22 protein-coding genes are annotated in these 23,182 nt (G+C 37.0%); 17 read left to right on the top strand and 5 right to left on the bottom strand.

The features are described 5' to 3' along the window. Positions 1-82: 82 nt before the first annotated feature. A complete protein-coding gene (locus tag K9N40_01105) occupies positions 83-2,392 on the bottom strand; it encodes a T9SS type A sorting domain-containing protein (GenBank protein MCF7813058.1) in 2,310 nt (769 codons plus the stop codon). A gap of 274 nt (positions 2,393-2,666) precedes the next feature. On the opposite strand from K9N40_01105, the gene K9N40_01110 reads away from it, so the two are divergent. The 12 genes from K9N40_01110 to K9N40_01165 all read left to right on the top strand — a co-directional run bounded on the left by K9N40_01110 (position 2,667) and on the right by K9N40_01165 (position 13,102). Continuing rightward, positions 2,667-3,362 (top strand): YggS family pyridoxal phosphate-dependent enzyme, encoded by a 696-nt coding sequence (locus K9N40_01110; protein MCF7813059.1) that lies wholly within the window; start codon positions 2,667-2,669, stop codon positions 3,360-3,362. A 14-nt stretch (positions 3,363-3,376) separates the two neighbouring features. Next, the gene (locus K9N40_01115) at positions 3,377-3,991 is read left to right on the top strand and encodes a glycerol-3-phosphate acyltransferase (GenBank protein MCF7813060.1); all 615 of its coding nucleotides are present in this window, start codon (positions 3,377-3,379) and stop codon (positions 3,989-3,991) included. Then, the gene (locus K9N40_01120; protein ID MCF7813061.1) at positions 3,991-5,169 is read left to right on the top strand and encodes a hypothetical protein; all 1,179 of its coding nucleotides are present in this window, start codon (positions 3,991-3,993) and stop codon (positions 5,167-5,169) included. Before K9N40_01115 ends, K9N40_01120 begins: the two co-directional genes overlap by 1 nt. Before the next feature lie 20 nt (positions 5,170-5,189). Further along, positions 5,190-6,317 carry a GNAT family N-acetyltransferase gene (locus K9N40_01125; GenBank protein ID MCF7813062.1) on the top strand — a complete coding sequence of 376 codons (1,128 nt, stop codon included), beginning with the start codon at positions 5,190-5,192 and terminating at the stop codon, positions 6,315-6,317. Positions 6,318-6,357: 40 nt separating this feature from the next. Continuing rightward, positions 6,358-8,262, top strand: a complete 1,905-nt coding sequence (locus K9N40_01130; protein ID MCF7813063.1) for a BatA domain-containing protein — start codon at positions 6,358-6,360, stop codon at positions 8,260-8,262. A 408-nt stretch (positions 8,263-8,670) separates the two neighbouring features. Beyond that, positions 8,671-9,102, top strand: coding sequence for a 50S ribosomal protein L13 (rplM, locus tag K9N40_01135; GenBank protein ID MCF7813064.1), 432 nt, complete (start codon positions 8,671-8,673; stop codon positions 9,100-9,102). Between the two features lie 12 nt (positions 9,103-9,114). Further along, complete coding sequence (gene rpsI / locus K9N40_01140; protein MCF7813065.1) at positions 9,115-9,501, top strand: 30S ribosomal protein S9; 387 nt, start codon at positions 9,115-9,117, stop codon at positions 9,499-9,501. A 165-nt stretch (positions 9,502-9,666) separates the two neighbouring features. Then, positions 9,667-10,527 carry a 30S ribosomal protein S2 gene (gene rpsB, locus K9N40_01145; protein MCF7813066.1) on the top strand — a complete coding sequence of 287 codons (861 nt, stop codon included), beginning with the start codon at positions 9,667-9,669 and terminating at the stop codon, positions 10,525-10,527. Between the two features lie 94 nt (positions 10,528-10,621). Then, positions 10,622-11,497: a translation elongation factor Ts gene (gene tsf, locus K9N40_01150; GenBank protein MCF7813067.1), complete on the top strand. Its 876-nt coding sequence runs from the start codon at positions 10,622-10,624 to the stop codon at positions 11,495-11,497. 25 nt (positions 11,498-11,522) lie between these two features. Beyond that, positions 11,523-12,248 (top strand): UMP kinase, encoded by a 726-nt coding sequence (pyrH, locus tag K9N40_01155; GenBank protein MCF7813068.1) that lies wholly within the window; start codon positions 11,523-11,525, stop codon positions 12,246-12,248. A 49-nt stretch (positions 12,249-12,297) separates the two neighbouring features. Continuing rightward, positions 12,298-12,852 (top strand): ribosome recycling factor, encoded by a 555-nt coding sequence (frr, locus tag K9N40_01160; protein ID MCF7813069.1) that lies wholly within the window; start codon positions 12,298-12,300, stop codon positions 12,850-12,852. Positions 12,853-12,919: 67 nt separating this feature from the next. Then, complete coding sequence (locus tag K9N40_01165) at positions 12,920-13,102, top strand: 4Fe-4S binding protein (protein MCF7813070.1); 183 nt, start codon at positions 12,920-12,922, stop codon at positions 13,100-13,102. Between the two features lie 108 nt (positions 13,103-13,210). Here K9N40_01165 and K9N40_01170 read toward each other — a convergent pair whose 3' ends face one another. From K9N40_01170 to K9N40_01180, 3 genes are read right to left on the bottom strand one after another with little or no spacing between them, the layout of a single operon-like run. After that, on the bottom strand, positions 13,211-14,329 hold the full coding sequence (locus tag K9N40_01170; protein MCF7813071.1) for a glycosyltransferase family 4 protein: 1,119 nt from the start codon (positions 14,327-14,329) through the stop codon (positions 13,211-13,213). A 9-nt stretch (positions 14,330-14,338) separates the two neighbouring features. Continuing rightward, a complete protein-coding gene (locus K9N40_01175; GenBank protein MCF7813072.1) occupies positions 14,339-14,887 on the bottom strand; it encodes a hypothetical protein in 549 nt (182 codons plus the stop codon). Next, the gene (locus K9N40_01180) at positions 14,880-15,701 is read right to left on the bottom strand and encodes a PHP domain-containing protein (protein MCF7813073.1); all 822 of its coding nucleotides are present in this window, start codon (positions 15,699-15,701) and stop codon (positions 14,880-14,882) included. Before K9N40_01180 ends, K9N40_01175 begins: the two co-directional genes overlap by 8 nt. Before the next feature lie 360 nt (positions 15,702-16,061). On the opposite strand from K9N40_01180, the gene K9N40_01185 reads away from it, so the two are divergent. Together K9N40_01185 and K9N40_01190 are read left to right on the top strand one after the other, a co-directional pair. Beyond that, positions 16,062-16,982, top strand: a complete 921-nt coding sequence (locus K9N40_01185) for a cache domain-containing protein (GenBank protein MCF7813074.1) — start codon at positions 16,062-16,064, stop codon at positions 16,980-16,982. After that, the gene (locus tag K9N40_01190) at positions 16,983-18,317 is read left to right on the top strand and encodes a purine/pyrimidine permease (GenBank protein MCF7813075.1); all 1,335 of its coding nucleotides are present in this window, start codon (positions 16,983-16,985) and stop codon (positions 18,315-18,317) included. Between the two features lie 152 nt (positions 18,318-18,469). Here K9N40_01190 and K9N40_01195 read toward each other — a convergent pair whose 3' ends face one another. Beyond that, complete coding sequence (locus tag K9N40_01195) at positions 18,470-19,594, bottom strand: hypothetical protein (protein ID MCF7813076.1); 1,125 nt, start codon at positions 19,592-19,594, stop codon at positions 18,470-18,472. Between the two features lie 198 nt (positions 19,595-19,792). Between K9N40_01195 and K9N40_01200 the strand changes: the two genes are divergently transcribed. Genes K9N40_01200 through K9N40_01210 form a run of 3 tightly spaced genes read left to right on the top strand, consistent with a single transcriptional unit; the run spans position 19,793 to position 23,049 of the window. After that, the gene (locus K9N40_01200) at positions 19,793-21,118 is read left to right on the top strand and encodes a TldD/PmbA family protein (protein ID MCF7813077.1); all 1,326 of its coding nucleotides are present in this window, start codon (positions 19,793-19,795) and stop codon (positions 21,116-21,118) included. Positions 21,119-21,155: 37 nt separating this feature from the next. After that, entirely contained in the window at positions 21,156-21,572 is a 417-nt protein-coding gene (locus K9N40_01205; protein ID MCF7813078.1) for a GxxExxY protein, read from the top strand. 49 nt (positions 21,573-21,621) lie between these two features. Beyond that, the gene (locus K9N40_01210; GenBank protein MCF7813079.1) at positions 21,622-23,049 is read left to right on the top strand and encodes a TldD/PmbA family protein; all 1,428 of its coding nucleotides are present in this window, start codon (positions 21,622-21,624) and stop codon (positions 23,047-23,049) included. Positions 23,050-23,182 lie beyond the last annotated feature (133 nt).

Here is a 23,182-nt window from a genome sequence, read left to right on the forward strand (position 1 = left end):
CCAGATGGAACTGAACTCCAGTCTGAAAAACCCTCCAGGTCTGCAAAAACCTGGAAGGTTTAAAGTTATTCAGTTCTGTTAATTATTTTAGAAGCAGCATTTTCTTTGTGCTTCTGAATTCATCAGTTTCCAATCGATACAAATACAAGCCTGATGAAATGTTGTCTGCATTCCAATTATAACTGTGCTGTCCTGCTTCATAATCTTTCTGCAAGATCATTTGTCCCTTCATATTAAAGATCGAAAGCGAGCCAGTTTCTCCCTCGGCAATATCAAATGAAATGGATGTCTGTGGATTGAATGGATTCGGATGATTGGCATATAAGCAGGATTTAGCAGGAATTTCAGGTATTCCATTTTGAGTATAAAATAATGAAACTGGTCCGTAAAGTTCAAGTTCCTGTGAATAACTTACACTTTGCAGCCAATAATAATATGTTGAGTTTTCTTCTACTGAATACGTATCACTAAACTGATAATCGGTTGGCTGAGTAGTTGTTCCCATGCCGGCGATCAGGTCATTATTTATCTGTAGAATATCATTATTCTGCCAGCCGTTTTCACTTTCGCTGCGATAAATGTTCCAGCCCAGATTCTCAGTTTCAGATTGGGTTGTCCAATTGATAACCGGAGTTGAATTTACAATTTCAGCTGAAAAATCGGAAAGAACGACGGGAAGAGTTGCATCATCACCTGATAAGGGTTGCAGTATAGGATCTGCTTCTGTTCCAAAATAATCTTCAGACAATTCACCTGCATAGAAAAGTAAACTTGAACTATCAAAAAGTTCTGCATCAATTGAACCTGTAGCATCAGAAGCTACATCACAGGTAAGAAAGTAATATTTTGTTGAAGTATTAATTGTAAAACCTGATTTTGCAAAACTTACCGATCCACCCGTACCTGGATCGGATGAAACTGTTAATCCATATTGAGTACCCGAACCGAAATTTTCATCTGTACTTTCCCATAATTTGAAGTTTGATGCTCCAGTTCTTGTTCCATTCAGTTTTACAGTTACTCGCTCGAGATAACTCGTCCCAGTAGATCCCAAATTTAAGGCAAACCGCCCAATAGTCTGGTCTGAATTGCCAGGAGAGACAGATGGATTAAATGAATTTCCATTTGTTAATACAACACTATAAATAGTGGGCATAGTACTACTTAATTCAGGATAACCACCAGAAATAGTCCAAATATTATCAAAATCCCAACCGGCATCTGTATAAGTCGATTGAGTTTGCATTTCTGTTTGATTTTTTAGCGTAACACCTGCAGGTGTATATGCAACCAACCCAACAGGAGCATTCAACAGATTAGGATTAACAATATCTTCGGTATCAACAGTAACTGGACTTTGGTAGAAGCTATCATAGGCATTACCACCGGCACCGCCAGTTCCGCCTCTGCCGACTAATCCACCAACGTTGGCTACTGAGCCATTAGTCGTTACCAAACCCGTAGAATAACAACTTTCTACCAAACCCCTGATTAAAATACAACCAATTAATCCACCTATTCTCGAGGGAACGGATCCATCATCATTAGATACTGTAACCGCTGGATCATTGTCTACAGTCACAGTACCTCTGGCATAACAGAAGAAGACATTCCCCTTTTGGTTACATCCTGCCAAACCTCCAAATTTATCTGCACCACTTCCGGATTTTTGAGACCAAGAAACAGCAATATTTGCCCAGGAATATTGAATCGTAGGGTGTTCATTTCTGTTACTTGGCGAAGTGCTATGGCTGTTATTTGAACCAACCAAGCCACCGGTTGCACCATCACCAACAACTGTACCACCATTCGCATAACAATATTCAATAAAAGTTGTTTCATCACCAGTAACTCTACCCACCAGACTTCCGGTACCTCTGGCTCCTTTCACATCGACGGTTTCTAAACCAAGATTTTTTATAACTGCGCCTCGACCAATGTGTCCAAAGAGGCCGACATTGGGCGTATCGGGGTGGTTGATGTAGATGTCAGAAATAGTGTAGTTGTTACTACCATCTCCATCAATAGTTCCTGTGAATTTATCAGCTGTTCCTCCACCACCGATTGGATTCCAACCTTCAGCTTCTGCCCAATCTTCATGGGGTGGCTCATTTGAAGTTTCTACGGTTGCATAATAATAAATTCCATCGTGCAACACTAAATCATTTACATAATATGTTCCTGTTGCCCAAGTATTCTTATAAGTCTTTCCTGGAAATAGTACTGTATAGTAATCTGAAGTAGATTTACTTAAATTTCCAGTTAAAACATAGTCACCAGTTAAAGTACTTCTGACATCGGACAATTTTTGCCACGTGTCAATCTCCGTCTGTCCCCACAAAAATCCTGCTAAAAACATAAAACACGATAAAATTATTAAAATTTTCCTCATAATTCCTCCCTGAATTATTTATGATCCAAAATCTCTAATTTTTTTGTTTTTCTTATAGTTAGATAGGTATTGATTAACTAGGCTCGAGTCAAGCAATAAATTTTGAAACAAAAAAAAATTTTATCACCTTTCATCAACTATTAACAACAATAAATAAACGATGCAAATCTATTTGCGCTTTCTATGGCGTCATTTCAAACTCTTTGCTTGACACAAACACACTTTCAAATTCGTTTAAATGGTTTATGAAAAATATTATATACGAGGAAGTTAGATGTCGATAGCGCAGAATATTGCAAAAGTAAAATCCCGTATCGAAGCTGCGGCAAAAAAGTGCGGAAGAAACTCCTCTGAGATAAAACTGCTGGCTGTTACCAAAACTCATCCCGTTTCAACCATCGAAGAAGCTCTGGCAAATGGCATAAGATCTATCGGTGAAAACAGAATTCAGGAAGCTGAGGAGAAGATTCCGCAACTATCCGGAAAATTCAGCGAATTTCATTTTATCGGTCATCTGCAATCCAATAAAATAAAAAAATTGATGCCGCTGAATCCTGTGCTTATTCATTCCATCGACAAATTTTCTACAGCTCGTAAATTGAATGATTATCTTACATTGTACAACCGTGAACAAGATCTTCTGGTTCAAGTGAATACATCAAGTGAAGAAAGCAAATTCGGCATCGAACCAAAAGATACAATTAAGTTTGTAAAACAGATTTCTGAGCTTACAAATTTGCATTTGAAAGGTTTGATGACGATCGGAAAATTTACAGATAATCAGCATGAAATAAGAGCTTGTTTTAAAATGCTGAGAGAATTATCGGAAATAGTGAAAGATACCAAAATTCCAAACGTAGAAATGAAATATCTTTCCATGGGAATGACCAGCGATTTTGAATTGGCAATTGAGGAAGGAGCAAACATCGTCCGCATCGGTTCAGCTATTTTCGGCAGCAGAAATTATTAACAAAAGGACAAACCATGTTATCAATCATCAGTTTTATAATCCTGGCACTTCTTTCCTACTGTCTGGGCTGCCTTTCCATGGCTAAGATCATTACGAAAAATTATAAATCTATCAATATTTATAAAGTCGGAACCGGACATCCCGACACTTTGAACATCTATAACAATATTGGAAAACCACTGGGTATTTTTGCCGGCATCATCGATTTTGGAAAAGTCTTCTTCTACCTGGTTCTTATCAATTATATTTTGGGATTGTCGGCAGTTCAAAATTGGATCGGAGCAGATATCGGAACGCAAAATCATTTGCTGATTCTCGGTTTCATGATGGTGGTTGGGCACTGTTTGCCTGTTTCTCATCATTTTCGAGGTGGACGCGGAATTTTTACTTATATTGGCTTCGTTACATTTTTTGCTCCCTGGCCGATGATAATCGTGGCTTTTCTGGCACTATTGATCGTGGGATTTTTCAAGCAAATTCGTTTTGCTCAATACATGATCGTTCTGCTGCCGCCATTTCTTACTTTCTTTTTCACTCATTCCATGTCTTTAGTAGGAAAAATGTTTATTGCAGCTATTTTGATGGGAATTATAAATTTCATAGTTTCTAAGAAATTAGGAGAGATCTGATGATCGAAAAAAAACAAATCGATGGTTTTGAGCTGGTTAGTTTTGGAAATGAATCCAAAGCTGAAAAAAAACTGCTGAAAAAATTTGTGGATTTTCATTGGGAATTGTACAAAGATGAACCAAATTACGTGCCACTTCTGGATTATGAATATCTTGGTTTTAAATTGATTGGAATGACAGGATTCTTTGAATCGAAAAATCTTTTCTTCAAGCATGCAGAGATGCGTTTTTTTATGGTTTATAAAAATGAGAAATTAGTGGGCAGATGCAACGCTTTTGTCAATCATCGCCACAACGAACACTGGCAGGATAAGACCGGATTTTTCGGACAATTTGAATGCCTCCAAGATGAAAAAGCTGCAGCAATTTTATTGGAAGCCTCGGAGAAATTCCTGAAAAAACATGGAATGGACACGATGCGCGGACCGCAGAATCTGCCGGTAAATGATGCAACACCCGGCTTCATGACCAAAGGTTTCGATTCACGACCTGTGATGTATTATCATTACAATAAACCATACTATCCCAAACTGGTAGAAAAACTGGGAATGAAACCTGTGAAACGAGTACTTTCCTGGGAAGTAATTCCGCAAAATCCTATGGAAGAAAAACTGGAAAGAATCTGTCAGAAGATCATCGATCGCTACGATGTGAAAATAGAAGCCTGGAATGAAAGACCGCTGGATGTTCGCAAAAAAGAAATGCTGGAAATCTATAATGCAGCCTGGAATGATAATTATGGTTTTGTTCCATTCACACAGGAAGAATTTGATCAGATAATCGATGATATGCTGATGATAATGGATAAAAAACTTTTTATCTTCTTGTACATAAAAGACGAACCAGCTGCGTTTTTCGGTGGTGTGCCAAACGTTGCCGAAAAATTGAAAAGAATTGGTAGCTTCCGTCATCTGGAATTGATAAGAGCTATCAAATTGATTTTAGGAGCCAAAAAAACAAAAGGCTTCCGACTTGGTTATCTGGGAGTGAAACCGAAATTCCGCCGTCTTGGTTTGGATGGCGTGATGATCTGGAAACAGAAGCAATACACCAGAACTCGTTATACTTATTGCGATATGGGTTGGGTTTTGGAAGACAATAAAATGGTGATAAGAATCATCGAGATGATGGGTTCGGAAGACAGCAAAACCTACACTATTTACGAAAAGAAGATCTAACGGAATTTGAGGAGAATTTGATGATAAATGTATTTCCTGTAGAAACTAAAAAAGATTTGAAACAATTCATAATGCTGCCGTTTCAACTTTACAAAGATGATCCGTATTGGGTTGCACCTATCATTAGTGAGCAGAAAAAGTTTTTCGATCCGAAAAAGAATCCTTATTATGAACATTCGGAAGTCCAGCTTTTCCTGGCAGAAAAAAATGGAGAAATTGTAGGTAGAATTTCGGCTCAAACCAATACTCAACACAATAAATTTCACGAAGATAAAGTAGGATTTTTCGGTTTCTTTGAATGCATAAATGATCAGGCTGTAGCCAATGAATTGATCGATGAAGCTTATGCCTGGAACAAAGAGCGTGGAAAAGATACTCTTCGCGGTCCGATGAATTTTTCTACCAACGATGAATGCGGACTTCTGGTGGACGGTTTTGAATCTTCACCTTTCATCATGATGACACACAACAAGCCATATTATCCGGATCTTCTCACTAAAGCCGGTTTTGCCAAAAGTATGGATCTGCTGGCTTATCTTATTCCTCGCCGTCCAACACCTGAACGTCTTCAACGAGTTGTAAATAAATTACAGGAACGCGGCAGATTCACAGTTCGTTCACTTTCTACAAAAAAGAAAGATCTGCGAAAAGATCTGGAAATGGTGTTCACAGTTTATACCAAAGCCTGGGAAAGGAATTGGGGATTCGTTCCCATGACGGAAAAAGAATTTTTCCATCTCATCGATTCTGTGATCGATATTGTGATGCCGGAATTTTTCTATCTGGCGTTCGTGGAAGATGATCCAGTCGGATTTTATGTGGCTCTTCCCGATTACAATCAAGTCATCAAAAAGATGAAAGGGAAACTCTTTCCTTTTGGAATTTTCCACCTGCTTTTCGGACGCAACAAAATCGATGCCATGCGTGTTGTAACGATGGGTGTCATCAAAGAATATCAAGGTCGCGGTATCGACACGGTTTTCTATACAAGAAACTTCCAGATAGCCAACGAACACAAGAAACTCGATATAAAAAATGCCGAAATGAGTTGGATATTAGAAACCAACACAATGATGAACCGTATCGCTACAAATCTGGGGGGATATGTTCACAAAACTTACAGAGTTTTGGATAAAAAAATAACATAAATTGTTAATTGATAAATAAAATTTTTCAGGAAAATAATACATGATTTCATTTTTAAATTCAGGAATATTATTTCTGGCTTCTGCCATAGTAATTCCGATTCTCATCTATCTTTTCGCCAAGAAGCGACCGAAAAAAATCGTTTTCAGTACTATTCGTTTCATCAAGGAAAGTCAGCAGCAGCAGAAAAAACGCATCAACCTGAAAAACCTGATCCTGCTTTTGATCCGAATGCTGATAATCCTGCTGGTAATTCTGGCAATTTCCCGTCCTGCTATTCGCTCGGAAATACTTACCAGCAGCAGCACTCATCCCAAAACAGCTTTAGCAATTATCATCGATAATTCCTACAGCATGAACTATTTGGTGGATACACAAACTGAAATGGAAAAAGCCAAAGAGATTGCTTTTAAAATTAATGAAATGCTGAATGAGGATGATGTGGTAATTTTACTTACAGCAGATGAAAATTGGAATGAACTCCATGGAAATTCTACATTTGGCAAGTTTGATACCGACCTGATAAAAGAACTAAAAATTACTTCCAAATCGCTTTCTACAAAAGATGTACTGGAAAATGCAGAAAAGAAATTATCGGAAATTCACCTTCCCAATCGAGAAATTATCATGATCTCCGACCTGCAGCAAAGTGAACTGCCCGACCAAATGACAATTCCTACTTTTCTGATCCCAACTTCCGATATTGATGATCGAGTTAATATCAGTTGTGAAAAAAGTCGATTGCAAAATGAGATCGTAAAAAAAGGTTTGCAGAAAAAGATCAGCTTTGAGCTGGTGAATCATTCCAATTCTGTTCAGCAGGATGTAATTTATCGCCTGTTTCTGGATGGAAATACAATTTCCGAAAAAGTAACTGATCTGCAGCCAAAACAACTTAAAACAGAAACATTTGAACTTGAATTGGAAACCGAAGGCTGGCACAGCGGATATGTGGAAGTAAAAAACGAACGGCTGATCTTTGATAACCGCAGCTTTTTCAGTTTCTTTCATGATGCAAGCCTGCGCGTGGCAGTTCTTTCCGATCTTCCCCAGCTTCCTCTCACTTTAGATTCGATCCTGGAAATTTATACCGGAGATGACGGAACTTATGACCTGATCTCCACTGACGAATTGAATAGCGATTTCTTAAAAACTTACGACAATATTATAGTTTATAAACGTACTTTTTCTCCACGTTTGGAATTCATTTTGGATGATCTGCAAAGCAAAAATATGGGAATTCTATTCATTGCAGATGAAAATCTCAATGTTGATTCGCAAGATTATCTGGCCAAAAAATTCTCACTCCAATTTTCTGAATTCAATCATTTTTCGTCACCAGTAAAACTTAGTTATGCAAATCCTTATCATCCTATTTCTCGTGAGATCAAAAATGTTGAATCAATCCAGATAAATGATTTCTGGAAAACGTCAAAATCGGCTGATGCCCTTTTGAAAAGCGCTGATCTGCCTGTTGCTATTCAAAAAGAAAAATCATGTTTATGGCTGTTTGATGTTGCCAGTTTGCAGAATCCATTTCTGCTGAATAATGCGTTTCCTGTTTTTGCTTACAATTCGCTTCGTTTTACCTCTCAATCAGACCTTATCATATCATCGAAAAAAGTTGGAGATCAACTCTCAGGATCACTGATAACACTTCCAAATGGTAATGAAATAACACCGGGAAATAAAAAGGTTATTTCAGAAGTTTCCGGAATTTATAAAATCGATGATAAATTGATTCCGGTTAATCTGGATTACGCTGAAAGCAGTTATTCGCGACTCTCCAAACCACACACGAAAAACCTGCAGGTTCTGGAAACGGATTGGCAGCAGAATATTCTACATTCGCGTTATGGCTTTGAAATCTGGAAATACCTGCTGATCTTTGTTTTGATACTTTTTGCTTTGGAGATGTTCATCGTAAAAAAAGAAGAAACAAAATAAAGAATAGCATATCTCTATATTAAATAAAGAAAATTAGGAAGGAATAAACCTAATTTATTGCAATAAATGATATTGCTGCTATTTTAACCGTCCAAAACCTTATCCGGCAAAGCCCACAAATTTATTCGGAGGAATCTTGATACGAGAAATATTTCTGACAACGGTTTCAACCGTTTACACAAACAAAAAACCATTGAAATGGTTACTAAAAATAGACTTTGCTTGTTTTTCCCATGAATACATTCATGGGCTTGAAAAAATGAAATTATAGTTTCTCCTTGTTGATTATTGAAAAGGAATATTTTTTCGGAAGATACCTTTATTGTTCATTCTGCTTGACAGCAAAACTGTTACAGAAAAATTTTGTTCGGTCTCGATCATAAGTTATAGAAGAATAAAGGAGAAAGCATGAAAACTGATGCACCGAAAGCTAATCAGATTCAGCAAAGCTGGTATCTGGTAGATGCAACCGATAAGGTGCTGGGAAGGTTAGCCACACAGGTCGCGTCCATCCTGCGTGGAAAAAACAAACCTTATTTCAGCCCACATCTGGATACAGGTGATTTTGTGGTTGTAGTAAATGCCGAAAAGATTCGTCTTACAGGCAACAAGGAAAATAAAAAAACATACGATAGATATAGTGGTTATCCCGGTGGTAGAAGCGAAGTTACATTCAAAAGAATGAAAGAAGAAAGACCGGAAGAAATCATTATTCACGCCGTAAAAGGAATGCTTCCCAAAAATATCCTGGGAAGAAAATTAATCCAGAAATTGAAGGTTTATGCTGGAGCAAATCATCCGCATGCTGGCCAGAAACCTTTAGATTTAGATATTAAATAGGGAGAGAAATAAATGCAATATTTTGATGCAATTGGCAGAAGAAAGAAATCTGTAGCAAGAGTTCGTCTTACTCCCGGAACCGGTAAAAGAATGGCAAACAACCGCACCGTAAAAAGCTATCTGGGAAGAGAAACTTTGGAAATGATCATCGAACAGCCACTCAAATTAGTTGAGCTCTCCGACAAGATCGATGTAACTGTAAACGTTGATGGTGGTGGACTTTCCGGTCAGGCAGGAGCGATTCGTCATGGAATCGCCAGAGCTCTTTGCAAATATGATGAAGATCTTCGCCCAGCTTTGAAAAAGCAAGGCTTCCTTACTCGTGACCCCAGAATGGTGGAGAGAAAGAAGCCAGGTCAACCCAAAGCAAGAAAGAGATTCCAATTCTCAAAACGTTAGAAAATACTTTAGAGTATTTCATAAGTGTAGATTTCCAACTAGTGGAAATAATAAAAAAGGAAATAAACTGTTTAAGAATTGCATAACGGTGTTTCGAAATAAATTCGAGATTAATATGCAGATAATTTTAAACAGGAAATTAACCGTAAAATAAGGAGATAATTAATGTCTGTAGTAACAATGAAAGCTCTTTTGGAGAGCGGTGTTCATTTTGGCCATCAAACTCACAAATGGAATCCCAAAATGGACAAATATATTTTCATCAAAAGAAACGGCATCCACATTCTGGACCTTAAACAAACTCTGGACGCAGTAAATGAAGCGTTTATGTTTGTTAAAGAAATTGCAAGTAAAGGTGAAAATGTACTTTTTGTAGGAACAAAAAAACAAGCAAAAGAAGCGATCGAAGAAGCAGCAAAAAAATGTGGTGCATTTTATGTAAGCAACCGCTGGTATGGCGGAATGCTTACAAATATGAAAACAATTCGCAACAGCATCGCAAAACTCGATTATTATGAGCAGATCGTAGAAGATGGCACGATTAACAGTTTTACCAAGCTGGAAGCAACTAAAATGAAGAAAAATTACGACAAGATCATAAACGGCCTGGGTGGTATTCGTGAAATGGAAAGACTTCCAGGTGCTGTTTTCATCGTTGACATTATCAATGAAAAGATCGCAGTGCATGAAGCGCGTAAACTTGGCATTCCAATCGTGGCAATGGTCGATACAAATTCCGATCCCGATCTGGTAGATTATGTAATTCCTGCCAATGATGATGCTATTCGTGCTATTCATCTCATGTCCAATATCATGGCAGATGCTGTTATCGACGGCAAACAATCCATGATGGAAGGTGCTGATATTACACCACCGGAAGAAAAAGAAAAAACAGAAGAATCAGCCAAAGAAAAAGTAGAAGAAAATAAAGAGAAAAAAGCTGAAAAAAAAGAAACTAAAAAGCCTGAAACTAAAAAAACTGAAAAGAAAACAGCTAAAAAAGAAGATAAAAAAGAATCAAAATAATTTTGATTCATAGCATTATTTCAAGCAAGGAGAGACCGCGGTCTCTTCTTGTTTCATAAAAGGTTTTAGAAAAGAAAAATAACAGGAGATAGAAATGAGTATTTCTGCAAAATTAGTGATGGAATTAAGAGCTAAAACTAATGCAGGTATGATGGACTGTAAAAAAGCTCTGATAGAAAATAATGGAGATATGGAAGCAGCTGTTCTCTGGCTGCGCGAAAAAGGTATCAGCAAGGCTGCAAAAAAAGCCAGCCGTATCGCTGCTGAAGGCTTGGTCTTTGAAGCTTCTAACGATGAAATCGCTGCTTTGGTCGAGTTCAATTCTGAAACAGACTTTGTGGCAAAAAATGAAGAATTTATTGCTTTTGGCCAAACAATGGCAAACCTTATTCTGGAAAATGAAATATCAAACGTAGAAGAACTGAAAGCACTTAAAATAGAAGATTCGAATGTTGAAACAAAACTCACTGATATGATCGCTAAAATTGGTGAAAACATGAATATTCGCCGTTTAGCACGTGTTAAAGCAGATGGTTTTATAACTACATATCTGCACATGGGTGGTAAAATCGGCGTTATCTTGAATATGACTGGTGAAGCTACAGAAGAAAACAAAGAAAAGGCAAAAGATGTAGCAATGCACGTAGCTGCAATGAGCCCCGATTTTCTGGATAAATCTGAAGTAACAGAAGAAATCCTGGAAAAAGAAAAGAGCATTATGAAAGCTCAACTTCTGGAAGAAGGCAAACCAGAAAATATCATCGATAAAATTTTGATCGGTAAGATGAATAAATTCTACGAAGAAAATTGCCTGCTTCAGCAGAAATTCGTAAAAGACGACAAGATCACGATTGCTCAATATCTGGGCAAAGATCTTGGCATTAAAGAAGTTGTTCGCTTTAAACTGGGTGAAGGTTTAGAAAAAAGAAACGAAGATTTTGCGGCAGAAGTTGCTGCTCAGATGAACTAGCTTTTTTTCTAAGAAAGGTGGAATAATGCATACTTACAAACCGGAAAAGATACATACTCTGATCTTGAAATTGAGTGGAGAAGTTTTAGCAGGAAATAAAGGTTTCGGATTTGATATGGATAGGATCAATGAACTCATCGATGAAGTAATCACTATCCGTAAAATGGGATATAGAATAGGCATCGTGCTGGGAGGAGGAAACTTCTTTCGGGGAGCTTCTGAAATGGGCGGTAAACTGAACAGAGTTACTGCCGATAACGTAGGAATGCTGGCTACAGTTCAAAATGCCCTGGTTTTTTCTAATATGATGAAAAACAGAAATTATCAAACCGAAGTTTATTCTGCCTTCCAGGTAGAAAGAATAGCTAAATTCTACACTCCAAATAGAGCTATTACATCTTTGAATGAAGGCAAGATATGTTTTTTCTGCGGTGGTATTGCAAATCCATTTTTCACAACCGATACAACAGCCATTTTGCGTGCGGTAGAACTGAAAGCTGATATCGTGTTCAAAGCTACTAAAGTTGATGGTGTATACACTGCCGACCCAGTTAAAAATAAAGATGCAAAATTCCTGAAAGATGTAACTTTTGACGAAGTTCTGGATAAGAAATTGAAAATAATGGATATGACAGCATTTTCTCTGGCTCGTGAATATAATATGCCCATAAAGGTTTTCAATATTGGGATCAGGGGAAATTTGAAAGATGCAGTTTCGAGTAAAAATATAGGAACGTTTGTTCATTCCTAATTTTTATTTTTTTAAAGATAAGTTATTCTTTTTTAACAAAGGAGAAATGATGGATGAAGTTTTAATGGATATTGAAATGAGAATGGAAGATGCCTTTAAAGCACTTTTGAATAGATTCTCCAAAACAAGGACAGGTAGAGCAAATGCTTCTGCTTTGGAAGATATCCGAATCGATTATTACGGTGCTTCTACTCCTATAAAACAGCTTTGCAATATTTCTATTCCCGAACCTCGATTGATCGTTATTCAACCCTGGGATAAGACCTCACTTTCCAATATCGAAAAAGCAATTCTTGCTTCCAATATCGGTGTAACTCCCGAAAATGACGGTAATGTTATCCGACTTCCGTTCCAACCTCTTACAGAAGAAACTCGCCGTGATATTGTGAAACAAATTAAAAAGATTGCAGAAGAAGCAAAAATTGAAATCCGGAATATCCGTCGGGAAGGAAATGATTCTCTTAAAAAAATGGAAAAAAGCAGTGATATCAGCGAAGATGATCAACAACGTGGGTTGAAAGAAATCCAGGATCTTACCGATAAATGGATCGAAAAGATTTCGGACGCTTCATCTTCCAAAGAAAAAGAAATAATGGAAGTATAACTTTCAAAGAAAAGATTTAATGGAATTTTAAACTTGCAAATAAATTTTATTTTGTAGAGGAGAATATATGGCATTTGTAATTACTTCTGAATGTGTGAAGTGTGGAACATGTATTGATATTTGTCCAACTTCCGCCATCGAAGAAGGCGACGAACAATATGTTATCAACAGTGCTTGCATAGACTGTGGACGCTGCAAAGAAGTATGCCCAATCGATGCCATTAAAGGTGTTAAGATCAACGGCCAATAAGTTAATCTTTCCGGTCGTTTGAATTCAGCATTTTAAGAAAAGCTCGATCAATTTGATTGAGCTTTTTCTTTATTTAAAAATGAATTTCAATTCAGGAAATTGATAGATTTAACAAATTTTTAGTAATTTAATAAATTCTTTCCATGTATATTTGCTACTTTCTACCAGTGTATATTTTGTAATTTCTTCCCGATCAGTTTGTAAAAAAGTATATAATGCTTCGGCAAAATCTTGTGGCTTCATAGATTTGGAAACTCTGCCTATTTTATCATTTTTAACTATTTCCGGTAATCCGCCGACAGGAGTTACAACCACACCCAATCCCATCGTGAAAGCAATTTGTGCCACTCCGCTTTGAGTAGCACTCAAATAAGGAAGAGCAAGTACATCGGCAGCTTTGAAATATTTCTCTACATTTTCGTTAGTTACAAACTTCTGCAAAAAGGTTACTTTATCTTCGATCTTCTCATCTTGAATAATTTTTTCATATTGTTTTGCATCTCCATAAACCTCGCCCACAATAAGCAGATGCACAGATTGCTGTTTATCATGAAGAAATTTAAATGCTTTTAAAAGCAAATCCAATCCTTTATATGGTTTTACATAACCAAAAAACAGAATGATTTTTTCATTATTTCTAAAACCCAATTCCTTTCGTGCTTCTCTTCTGGTATATTTACCTTTGCTATAAAATGAATAAGCCGGATGAAAACCGAATAGAACTTTTTTACCCGGGAATTTCTTTTTAGCTTCTTGAGCTACAGAACTCGAAAGGGTAACTATTTCATCACTAAAATTCAGAGCAGTTTTCTGAAGTTTAGTAGCAAAAAACCATTTTTCATGACTTTGCAAATTATGGCAGATAGTAATGATCTTGGTATTCATTTTTTTCTTTAGTTGCTTTGAAATATAATTATAAGCTAATGAAGTAATAGGTACCCAATAATTAAATATTACCAGATCCGGTTTAAATTCAATTAGAGCTGATGTGGAAATAGAAAAAGTAAAAGGATTATAGGGTGTTAACAAGCGTTTACTTTTGATATCAATGTAATCTCTGCTTTTATCGAATTGAGTTTTTCCGGGAAAAATAAGATTTGGATATTGCTTTTTAAAATTTAAACAAAACACTTCATGATGTTGCGATATCTCTTCGGCAAGCTGTGCCGCAAATTGTGCGATTCCGCCGCGAAATGGATATATCGGTCCGACAATTGCTATCTTCATCAACTAATTTTACTCTTCGGATTTCAGCTTTTTTTGATAAGCCTTTTTTTCTTTGTCATTAATGATCACATTTTGCATAAATTCATCATATTCCAAATCCGGGCACATTTCGGCAATGCTGTTCACAATTTCCAGCATGTTGGGAAATGCAATGGAAAATGAAAATTCCTTTTCACTTGAACCATCGGAATATCTCAAAATTATATGCTTGCGTTTATCATCGCTGAATTCCATTTTCTTGAGATTTTTCCAAAGAATCTTTGTAGATTTTTTTCCCAGAAAATGAAAAGAAATTGCATCCTTTGTAAACAAAATAGAATTTAAAGTAAAAAAGTTTTTCAGCACCGAATTCAAGGCTAAAAATAAAATAGCAAACGGTGCAAATTTAAAAAATTTTGGTGAATCAGCATTAAGTTTGGCAAAGATAACCCACAGAGCATAAACAATGGCTGCCGTTCCCAGTAATAATGTGAACCAGCGAATGAACTGTTTGAATTTGTATTTGCGCGGTAATCCTTTTGATTGATTGATGTTAATCAACTTTCCAACATCATTCATTTCTGCCTCGATTCATTTCACGCAGCACTTTTTCCGGAGCGCTGTAAGTTCCAAAAATATCCATATCCAGTCCATCTCCATGAAAGTCGCTGCCACCTGTTCTGATCAGACCATTTTCTTTGGCAATTTCGTTGTAATGATAGATCGTTTCATCATTGCATTTGGCATAAAAAACTTCCATTCCATCCACTCCGTAAGATATGATATCGTAGATCATCGAGTCATCTCCCAAAGTGTACGGATGAGCCAGAATCGCAATTCCACCAGCTTTATGGATTACTTCAATGGCTTCTTTGGCCGAGGGTGAAAATTTGGGAACATAAGCAAAACAGTGCTCTCCCAGATAGGAATCAAAAGCTTCATATTTGTCATTGCAATATCCTTCTTCTATTAATGCACGACAAATATGCGGACGACCCAGATAATTGTTTCTTCCTGCAAATGATTTCACTTTCTCAATGTCGATAACGATATTTCTTTCATTCAATTTCTCGATGATCTGCTCTGCACGGCTAAAGCGGCTGTTGTAGATTTTTCTCATCAATTCCAGCAGCTCTTCGTTTTCAATATCAAAATTATAAGCCAGAACGTGAACGTCTCTTCCCCGCTCTAAAGTACTGATCTCTACACCGGGAATAAGCTCCAAATCCAAATTCTCAGCATAATCTTTCACTTGTAAATAGCCATCGATATTATCATGATCGGCAATTGCTATCACATCATATTCGCGATCTTTTGCCAATTCTACTACTTCCTCGGGTGAATACAATCCATCCGAAAAGTTCGTGTGAACATGTAAATCAATCTTCTTCATCAATTTCCTTTATTCTTTTTTTTTCTTTAATTTGTTCAAAAAATCAGGGCAGATATTTGTCAATTGAAATGTATAATTAATATATACTTTAGTAAGTTATAAATATTGATAAAATATAGAAATAAAGAAATTTCTTAGATTTGACTTTCCCCGTGGCAGAGCTAAGTGGTATTTCGCTAAATTTGTTTCAGCAAGCTGAAAAACCGAGTTTTAATTATTTACCCCTCTCCGGCAATTACCGGATATCACTTTAAAAAGAGATGAATCTAAAAAAAGATTGACCTTTTCATCCTTCATTTCAATAAATTCTACCATTAAAAATAGGTGCATATTTTTTAAATCGTTCGAAGGAGATTTGAAATGAAAAATAAATTTATTTGTGTCAATTTCATATTTTTAGCACTAATTCTACTTACTTCCTGCCAAGATAAATACGACAAATTAGATATGGCAATATATGAATACCGAGATACTAAAGATTTGGTGAAATTCGTTTATGACAATGCTCAGTTATTACAAAAAAATGGTCAGGCTCAGATAGATTATTTTAAATCTAACCGGTCTCATTATAAAACCGAAAATTATTATTTATATGTATATAAAATGGATTGTACGAATGTATTTCATGCAGGCATACCAGAATTAGAAGGTAAAAATCTTTACAATATAACAGATATCAACGGGAAGAAGATATTGCAGTTGATTCTGGAAGAATTGAAGAATAAAAACAACCCACATAACTGGGTACATTTTACCTGGTACGAGCCAGGCACATTCTTTCCTGTACCAAAATCATCATGTCATTTTGAAGTAACTACAGATGATGGTGAAAAATATTTTGTAGGTGCGGGTTTAAATTATCCTCAGGAAGAAAAAGAATTTATCAGAATAATCGTTGATTCAGCTGCTGATTTATTGCAGGAAAAAGGACTTACAGCTATTGATTCGATTGCAAGTCCTCTTTCTCAATTCAATTTCCGGGATGTTCGAACTTTTGTTTTTGAACCGAATGGGAAAATTTTGATCTCACCTATTGCAGGTAATAATATTTTTAACTTTGATCTTATTAATTCAAAAGACGAAATAGGGCATCAACCATTTTTAGCAGCTATTAAAGTTTTAAAAAACCAAGATACAGTCTGGCAAGAATTTATGGCAAAAAATCGTTATGAAAGATTTCCCAGAAAAAAGTGTTTATATCTCAGAAAAGTAAAATTGGATGTAAATTCCGTAATCGTGGGAGCAATAACAAATCTTCCTCTCCCACCTTGGAGTGAATAAATGAAAACAAAAAAAGTAAAGAAATTTGAATATGGCGTAAACGAAGTACCACCTATTCAGCATTTGATGGTTTCTTCTTTTCAGCACGTATTATTGATGTTCGTTGCATTAGGCTTTCCTGTAATTTTTGCCAGTCAGATCAACGCAGGACCAGAATTTACAGCCTCACTCCTTACTTTTTCCATGCTGGCAGCAGGTTTGGGTTCTATTATTCAATCCGTTGGTATTCCCTTTATAGGCTCGGGTTATTTATGCCCAAACGTTTGCGGACCTTCATATTTGAGTTTATCTTTATCGGCAGCCTGGATCGGTGGTTTAGCATTAATGAGAGGAATGATTATAATTGCTGGTTTAATAGAAATGGCTTTAGCACCAGTTGTTCAAAAACTACGCAAAATTTTTCCAACTTATGTTGTTGGTCTGGTAGTAGCGATGGTCGGCATCAGTGTGATAAAAGTATCCACTACTTCCTTATTTGGGCTTACATACCACAGTGATGCAATTCACAGTACCGATTTAATTATCGGTATAATATCTTTACTGATTATGGTTTTAAGCAATTTATGGGGAAAAGGAATCATCAAAATGTATTGTCTCCTAATAGGAATGTTTATCGGTTGGATTATATCTTTGATCTTTGTGCCGGATAGCTGGCATAATCTTATGCAAGTTTCAAGCAAACCTGTATTTGCAATACCACATCTAACTGAAAAGATCTGGAATATAAAATTCAGCCTCAGCATGCTGATTCCGTTTATTGTTATTGCTATAAGCGGTTCTTTAAAAACGTTTGGTAATCTGCTGGCTGCTCAGAAAATTTCCGAACCGGAATTGGAGCAACCAGATTTTGAACCGATTCGCAAAGGACTTCTGGCAGATGGTTTTTCAACTGCTTTAGCAGGTGTTTTAGGAGCATTGGCTGTCGATACTTCTTCCAGTAATGTGGGTTTAGCTGGTGCTACTAAAGTTGTAAGTCGCTGGATAAGTGTAATGGCTGGTATAATTTTTATTGTTCTGGCTTTTTTTCCGCAAATCACTGCAGCTCTTTCAGTAATGCCGAAACCGGTTTTGGGAGCAGCTTTAGTTTTTGCTGCCTGCTTTATGATTTGTACGGGACTGCAGGAAATGTTCAGTGAAGGATGGGATCAACGCAAAACTTTTGTAGTTGGAATTGCTCTATTTCTGGGATTAAGTACAGCTTTTTTACCTGGACTTTATGCACGTGCTCCGCATTTTATTCAAACTTTTTTCACCGATCCGCTTCCTACAACAACCATTCTGGTAGTTGTTTTGCATCAAATTTTAAATCTGGATTTATTGTTTAAAAAAAAATAAGTGATAAGTTTTTCAACTTCGGAATGTTCCCGATTTTCGGGATCTTCCGAATGTTGAATTTAATAATATTCACATTTCACCGTAAACATTCCGATGATTTGCGAACAATCGGACATTTGTCACTATTTGAGCAGCACCAGTACTTCGTAGTGCTAACGAAGAAGTAGCATTTTATTTGCTGCCAGTTCTTTTTCTCCTGAAACAAGTTTGTACAAATAAACTCCGGAAGGACATGGTTTGCCAGAAGAATTTGTTCCATTCCAAGTGGCAGAATATTTATTCCCCGCTTGTGTCATCCTGAGCTGCGTCGAAGGACGGGGAACTTGTGATTCTAAATTGCCATACCCTTCGATAAACTCAGGGTGACATTCAATAGTTTTTATCTTCTGTCCTTTGGAATTAAAGATTTCCACGGTCGCAAAGACGGAGCTTTGCGTTACATTGAAACTAATCTCTGTGGTTGGATTGAAAGGATTGGGAAAATTTGTCAGTTGATAATATGAGGTAGGAAACTCAATTTCATGATCGTCGGAATGAACATAATCTTCAAAGACAAATTCGTAATAATTCAGGCTGTCCGGTTCGATTGTTATGATTGTATCGGGCAAAGATGCCAGAGCAGCAAGATGAATATTGAAATTGTAATTTATGCCGGGAAGTTCAGCTTCAAAATATCCTGCTTCGTTAGTTACAATTTCCGGGAAATTATAGCCTAAACCAGGGCTGTGTTCCAATTGCACATTTTCCACAGGATTCATCAATGAATCAAAAACATATCCCGTGAACGTCCCGTAAGAACTTACCGTAAAGGGATTTGAGCCAAGAGAGGGTTGATTTTCTTTTACCAGCAAGAAACTTTCATAATACATTGGTGGACCGCTAAAAACTGCTAATCGCGCCAAAGATTGCCCTGTATCTGGTGGATTCACGTAATATCCGAAACTGATTTGATCAAAAATTTCCGGTACTTTCCCAAATATGATGCTATCTTCGTCGGGATTTATAGCCAGAGGTTCCTGCAAGTCGGATTCATTAACTACAAAAACCATATTTGAATTGAAAGTAATTCCATTATTAAAATAAGCTGTTCCGGCAGATGTTGTCAGATAGGCACCATTCAGATCAAATAATCCAAAAATTTGATAATAATCATAAATTTCCAGAGTCCAGGAACCGTCTTCGAAATACAGTTCGCTCAAAACCGCTGGTTCGAGCGGATTGGCAAAAATAACGCCCCAGCATAACAAAATAAAAAGACTGAAAATAATCGTTTTCATCTTCACCTCCTCAGGGCAAATAAAAGTATATTCTCTCCGATCCAATAATTTCAATTCCGCATGCAACAAAGTCCTGATTTTATCATAATTAAGTCAAATAAATTATTACTATAAAATAAACTGTGTTACATTTTTTGTTTACAGATTTGTGGAAATCAAACCTTTTGAATAATGTGAAAAATTAGATAAGGAGTGATTATGAACTTAAGAGAACAACTGGTAGAAATCTGCCAAATGTATCCCGACTTAAAGTTAAATTTCAACTACAGTTTCTGGGAAACAGACTTCCTGCGTTTTTACCAAAGTCAGATCAACTACAACATCTCCAAAACTTCTATCTCACTTTCCACCACAATTTACAAGGGCAAAAAATCTTATAGTTTTTCGTTGAAAGATCCCACCCGTGAAATTTTGCTGGAGAAAATTGAGGAAGTGTTGCCACTGATCGATAAACTGCCGGAAGATCCTGATTTTATCGATTTGGAAGATGACCCGAAGAAAAGCGGAGAAAAGGAAAAAACAAACAACATCGAAACAGTGAACATCGATACTAAAATCGATATTTTGCAGAAAGTTGCTGATGCAGTGAAACCATATAATTTCAAGATCTACGGCACTTTCATCTGCAATTACCGCACGCTTTACATTATTAACAGCAACGGTTTGAACAAACGCGAGATCAGTACACCGATCTATTTTGAAACCAAAGCAGTTTCCAACAAAAATGAAGTTACAGTTCTGGAAGTATTCGGTGGTGAAAATTTCGATTTATTTGATCAGGAAAAATTCATTTCCAGTCTGGAAAGCAAAGTAAAATCTGCTACAGAAGAAGTGATCGATGTGGAACCCGGAGAATATGATGTGATTCTGGCGCCCCGCTGTATTGGCGAATATTTCTATTACCTGGAAAGCAGCATGACAGCCGGTAGTCTGGATCATAAGCAGAGTTTTTTCGAAGCTAAACTGGATAAAAAAGTTTTCCCGGAAAATGTTACGCTCATGGACGACCCCAACCATCCCGAGATGATCAATTTTGATTATAATAGTGACGGAAGAGTTTATCCAAAAATTCCGATCATCGAAAAGGGAGTTTTTAAGAATTTCCTGGTAAGTAACTATTATGGACGTAAGCTTAAAATGGATCGGAATGGAGCTGACGGCGAAGCTCTGGTAATGTTGCCGGGAAATAAATCTTTAACTGAAATGATCGGTACTATCAAAAAAGGATTATACATTTCCAGCCTGCATTACATGAATTTTATAAATCGCAAAGAAACATCAATCACCGGTCTTACGCGTGATGGAACATTTCTGATCGAAGATGGCAAGATCACTAAAGTAGTGAACAATCTGCGATTCACAGAAAAGATATCCGAGATCATCGAAAATATCATCGATATCGAAAATGAAACTGTCACGATACCTTATTCTGATAATTACGGAGAATTTGGAATTTACAGCGCCAATATGCCGCATGTAAAAGTTAAAGATTTCAACATCAGTTCATCAACCAGAACAGTGTAATAAAAAAAGGCTCACAGATTAACACGGAGGATCACGGATGAGTAATAAACTTAAACATGAAGGAATTAGTGATTTAATTCTAAAGGCTTATTACAAGGTTTATAATGTTTTCGGTTATGGCTTTCTTGAGAAAATATATGAAAAAGCATTGCTGATAGAACTGAGAAAATCAGGTCTAAAATGCGTTAGTCAACATCCCATAAAAGTGTTTTATGAAGGGGAAGTTATCGGCAATTATATAGCTGATATAATAGTTGAAGACAAAATACTTCTTGAGCTTAAATCAATCAAAACTTTAACGATTCAGGATGAATCTCAACTTCTTAATTATCTTTCATGTACTGAATTTGAAGTAGGTTTATTATTGAATTTTGGACCCAAACCGCAAACAAGAAGAAAAATATTCGACAATGAACGAAAAGCTTATATCCGTGCTATCCGTGAAGATCAGTGAGCAAAAAATCCGGCTTCGATTTCTACGCCGGGACAAAGGGAGAATATAAATGAAAAAATTAATATATGACATAATCAATAAAATAAAAACACAAAACGTAACCTATGCTGATGTTCGCTTCACCAACACAGATCAGCAGACGATCTATTTTGAAAAAGGTGTTCTCAAGCATTTTGGTTCTAATCTGGATTCCAAAGCTCTGGGAATTCGCGTGCTGGCAGATGGATGCTGGGGTTTTGCCGGAACAACTGTTCTTACCAACGATTCCATAGATAAAACCATAAAAAAAGCAATTTCCAATGCTAAGTTGGGAAGTCGTTTCCGCCTGGAGCCGGCAGCTTTCAAAAAGCTTCCGCCAGTTAAAGACAGCTACTTTTTCCAACCTGAAGAAGATCCGTTTTTGATGGATGATAAATTCAAGATTGATTTTCATGAACAGATCGCCAAAAAACTGGTTGGAAATGAGAAGATAGTATTTTCTAATGTTTATACTGAATTTTACCGTCAATACAAAGTCTATGCCAATACAGAAGGAACTATGGTCGATTCGCTGGTTTACGACACCATGCCGATGATGTATGTTCTGGCTTCAAACGGCCATGAAACGATGTGCCGCACCCATCCGGGACACATGAACGGACGTCGCGGTGGTTTTGAAATTGTACGAAATGTGAAATTGTTGGAAAACACAGATAAGCTAATTGAAGAAGCAATTCAACTTCTGGATGCTCCCCGCATCGAAGAAGAAAGAGCTGACATCATTATCGGGGGCGGACATCTGGCTTTGCAGCTGCATGAATCTGCCGGTCATGCCACGGAAGCCGATAGAATTTTCGGCAAAGAGATTTCTTATGCAGGAAAAACTTTTATCAAACCAAAAATGCTGGGGAATTTTCGTTATGGATCCGATCTTGTAAATATTTACAGCGACAGCAGAAATGAAGGTGGAATGGGCTTTCATATCGTGGATGATGAAGGAACTCCGGGAGCAACAGTGGATATCGTGAAAAATGGTATTTTGTTAGATCAGCAGACTTCGCAGGAAACAGCAGCCCTTCTGGGTGTGAAACCAAGTTCCAATATGCTGGCATCCTACGCCGATGATATTCCTCTTATCCGCATGACGAACTTCTGTCTGGCTCCGGGAAAAGGCAGTCTGGAAGATCTGATCAAATCAACTGAAAATGGTTATTACATCGATTTCACCAAAACCTGGAGCATCGATGATAATCGCAACAACTTCCAATTCACGACCGAAATTGGCTGGAAGATCGAAAACGGTGAAATTAAACACATCGTCAAAGAACCGACTTATTATGGAATTACGCCCGAATTCTGGGGAGCCTGCAACGGAATCTGTGGAGAAGAAGAATGGGAATTCCACGGAACTTTCCATTGTGGAAAAGGTGAACCAGGACAAGCCATGCATCTATCTCATGGAGTAGCTCCGGCAAGATTTAAGAATATAGTGTGGTAGAGTAGAGACAGGTTTCCTGTTTTTCCAAGTATTTAGTTGTTCTCCCAGATTTCGCTGGTGTATTATCAGGAACAAACTTTCCACCTATCCCCCTTCATCAAACCGGACGTGCGGTTTTCCCGCATACGGCTTT

Source organism: Candidatus Cloacimonadota bacterium (genome assembly GCA_021734245.1).
Taxonomy (GTDB): domain Bacteria; phylum Cloacimonadota; class Cloacimonadia; order Cloacimonadales; family TCS61; genus B137-G9.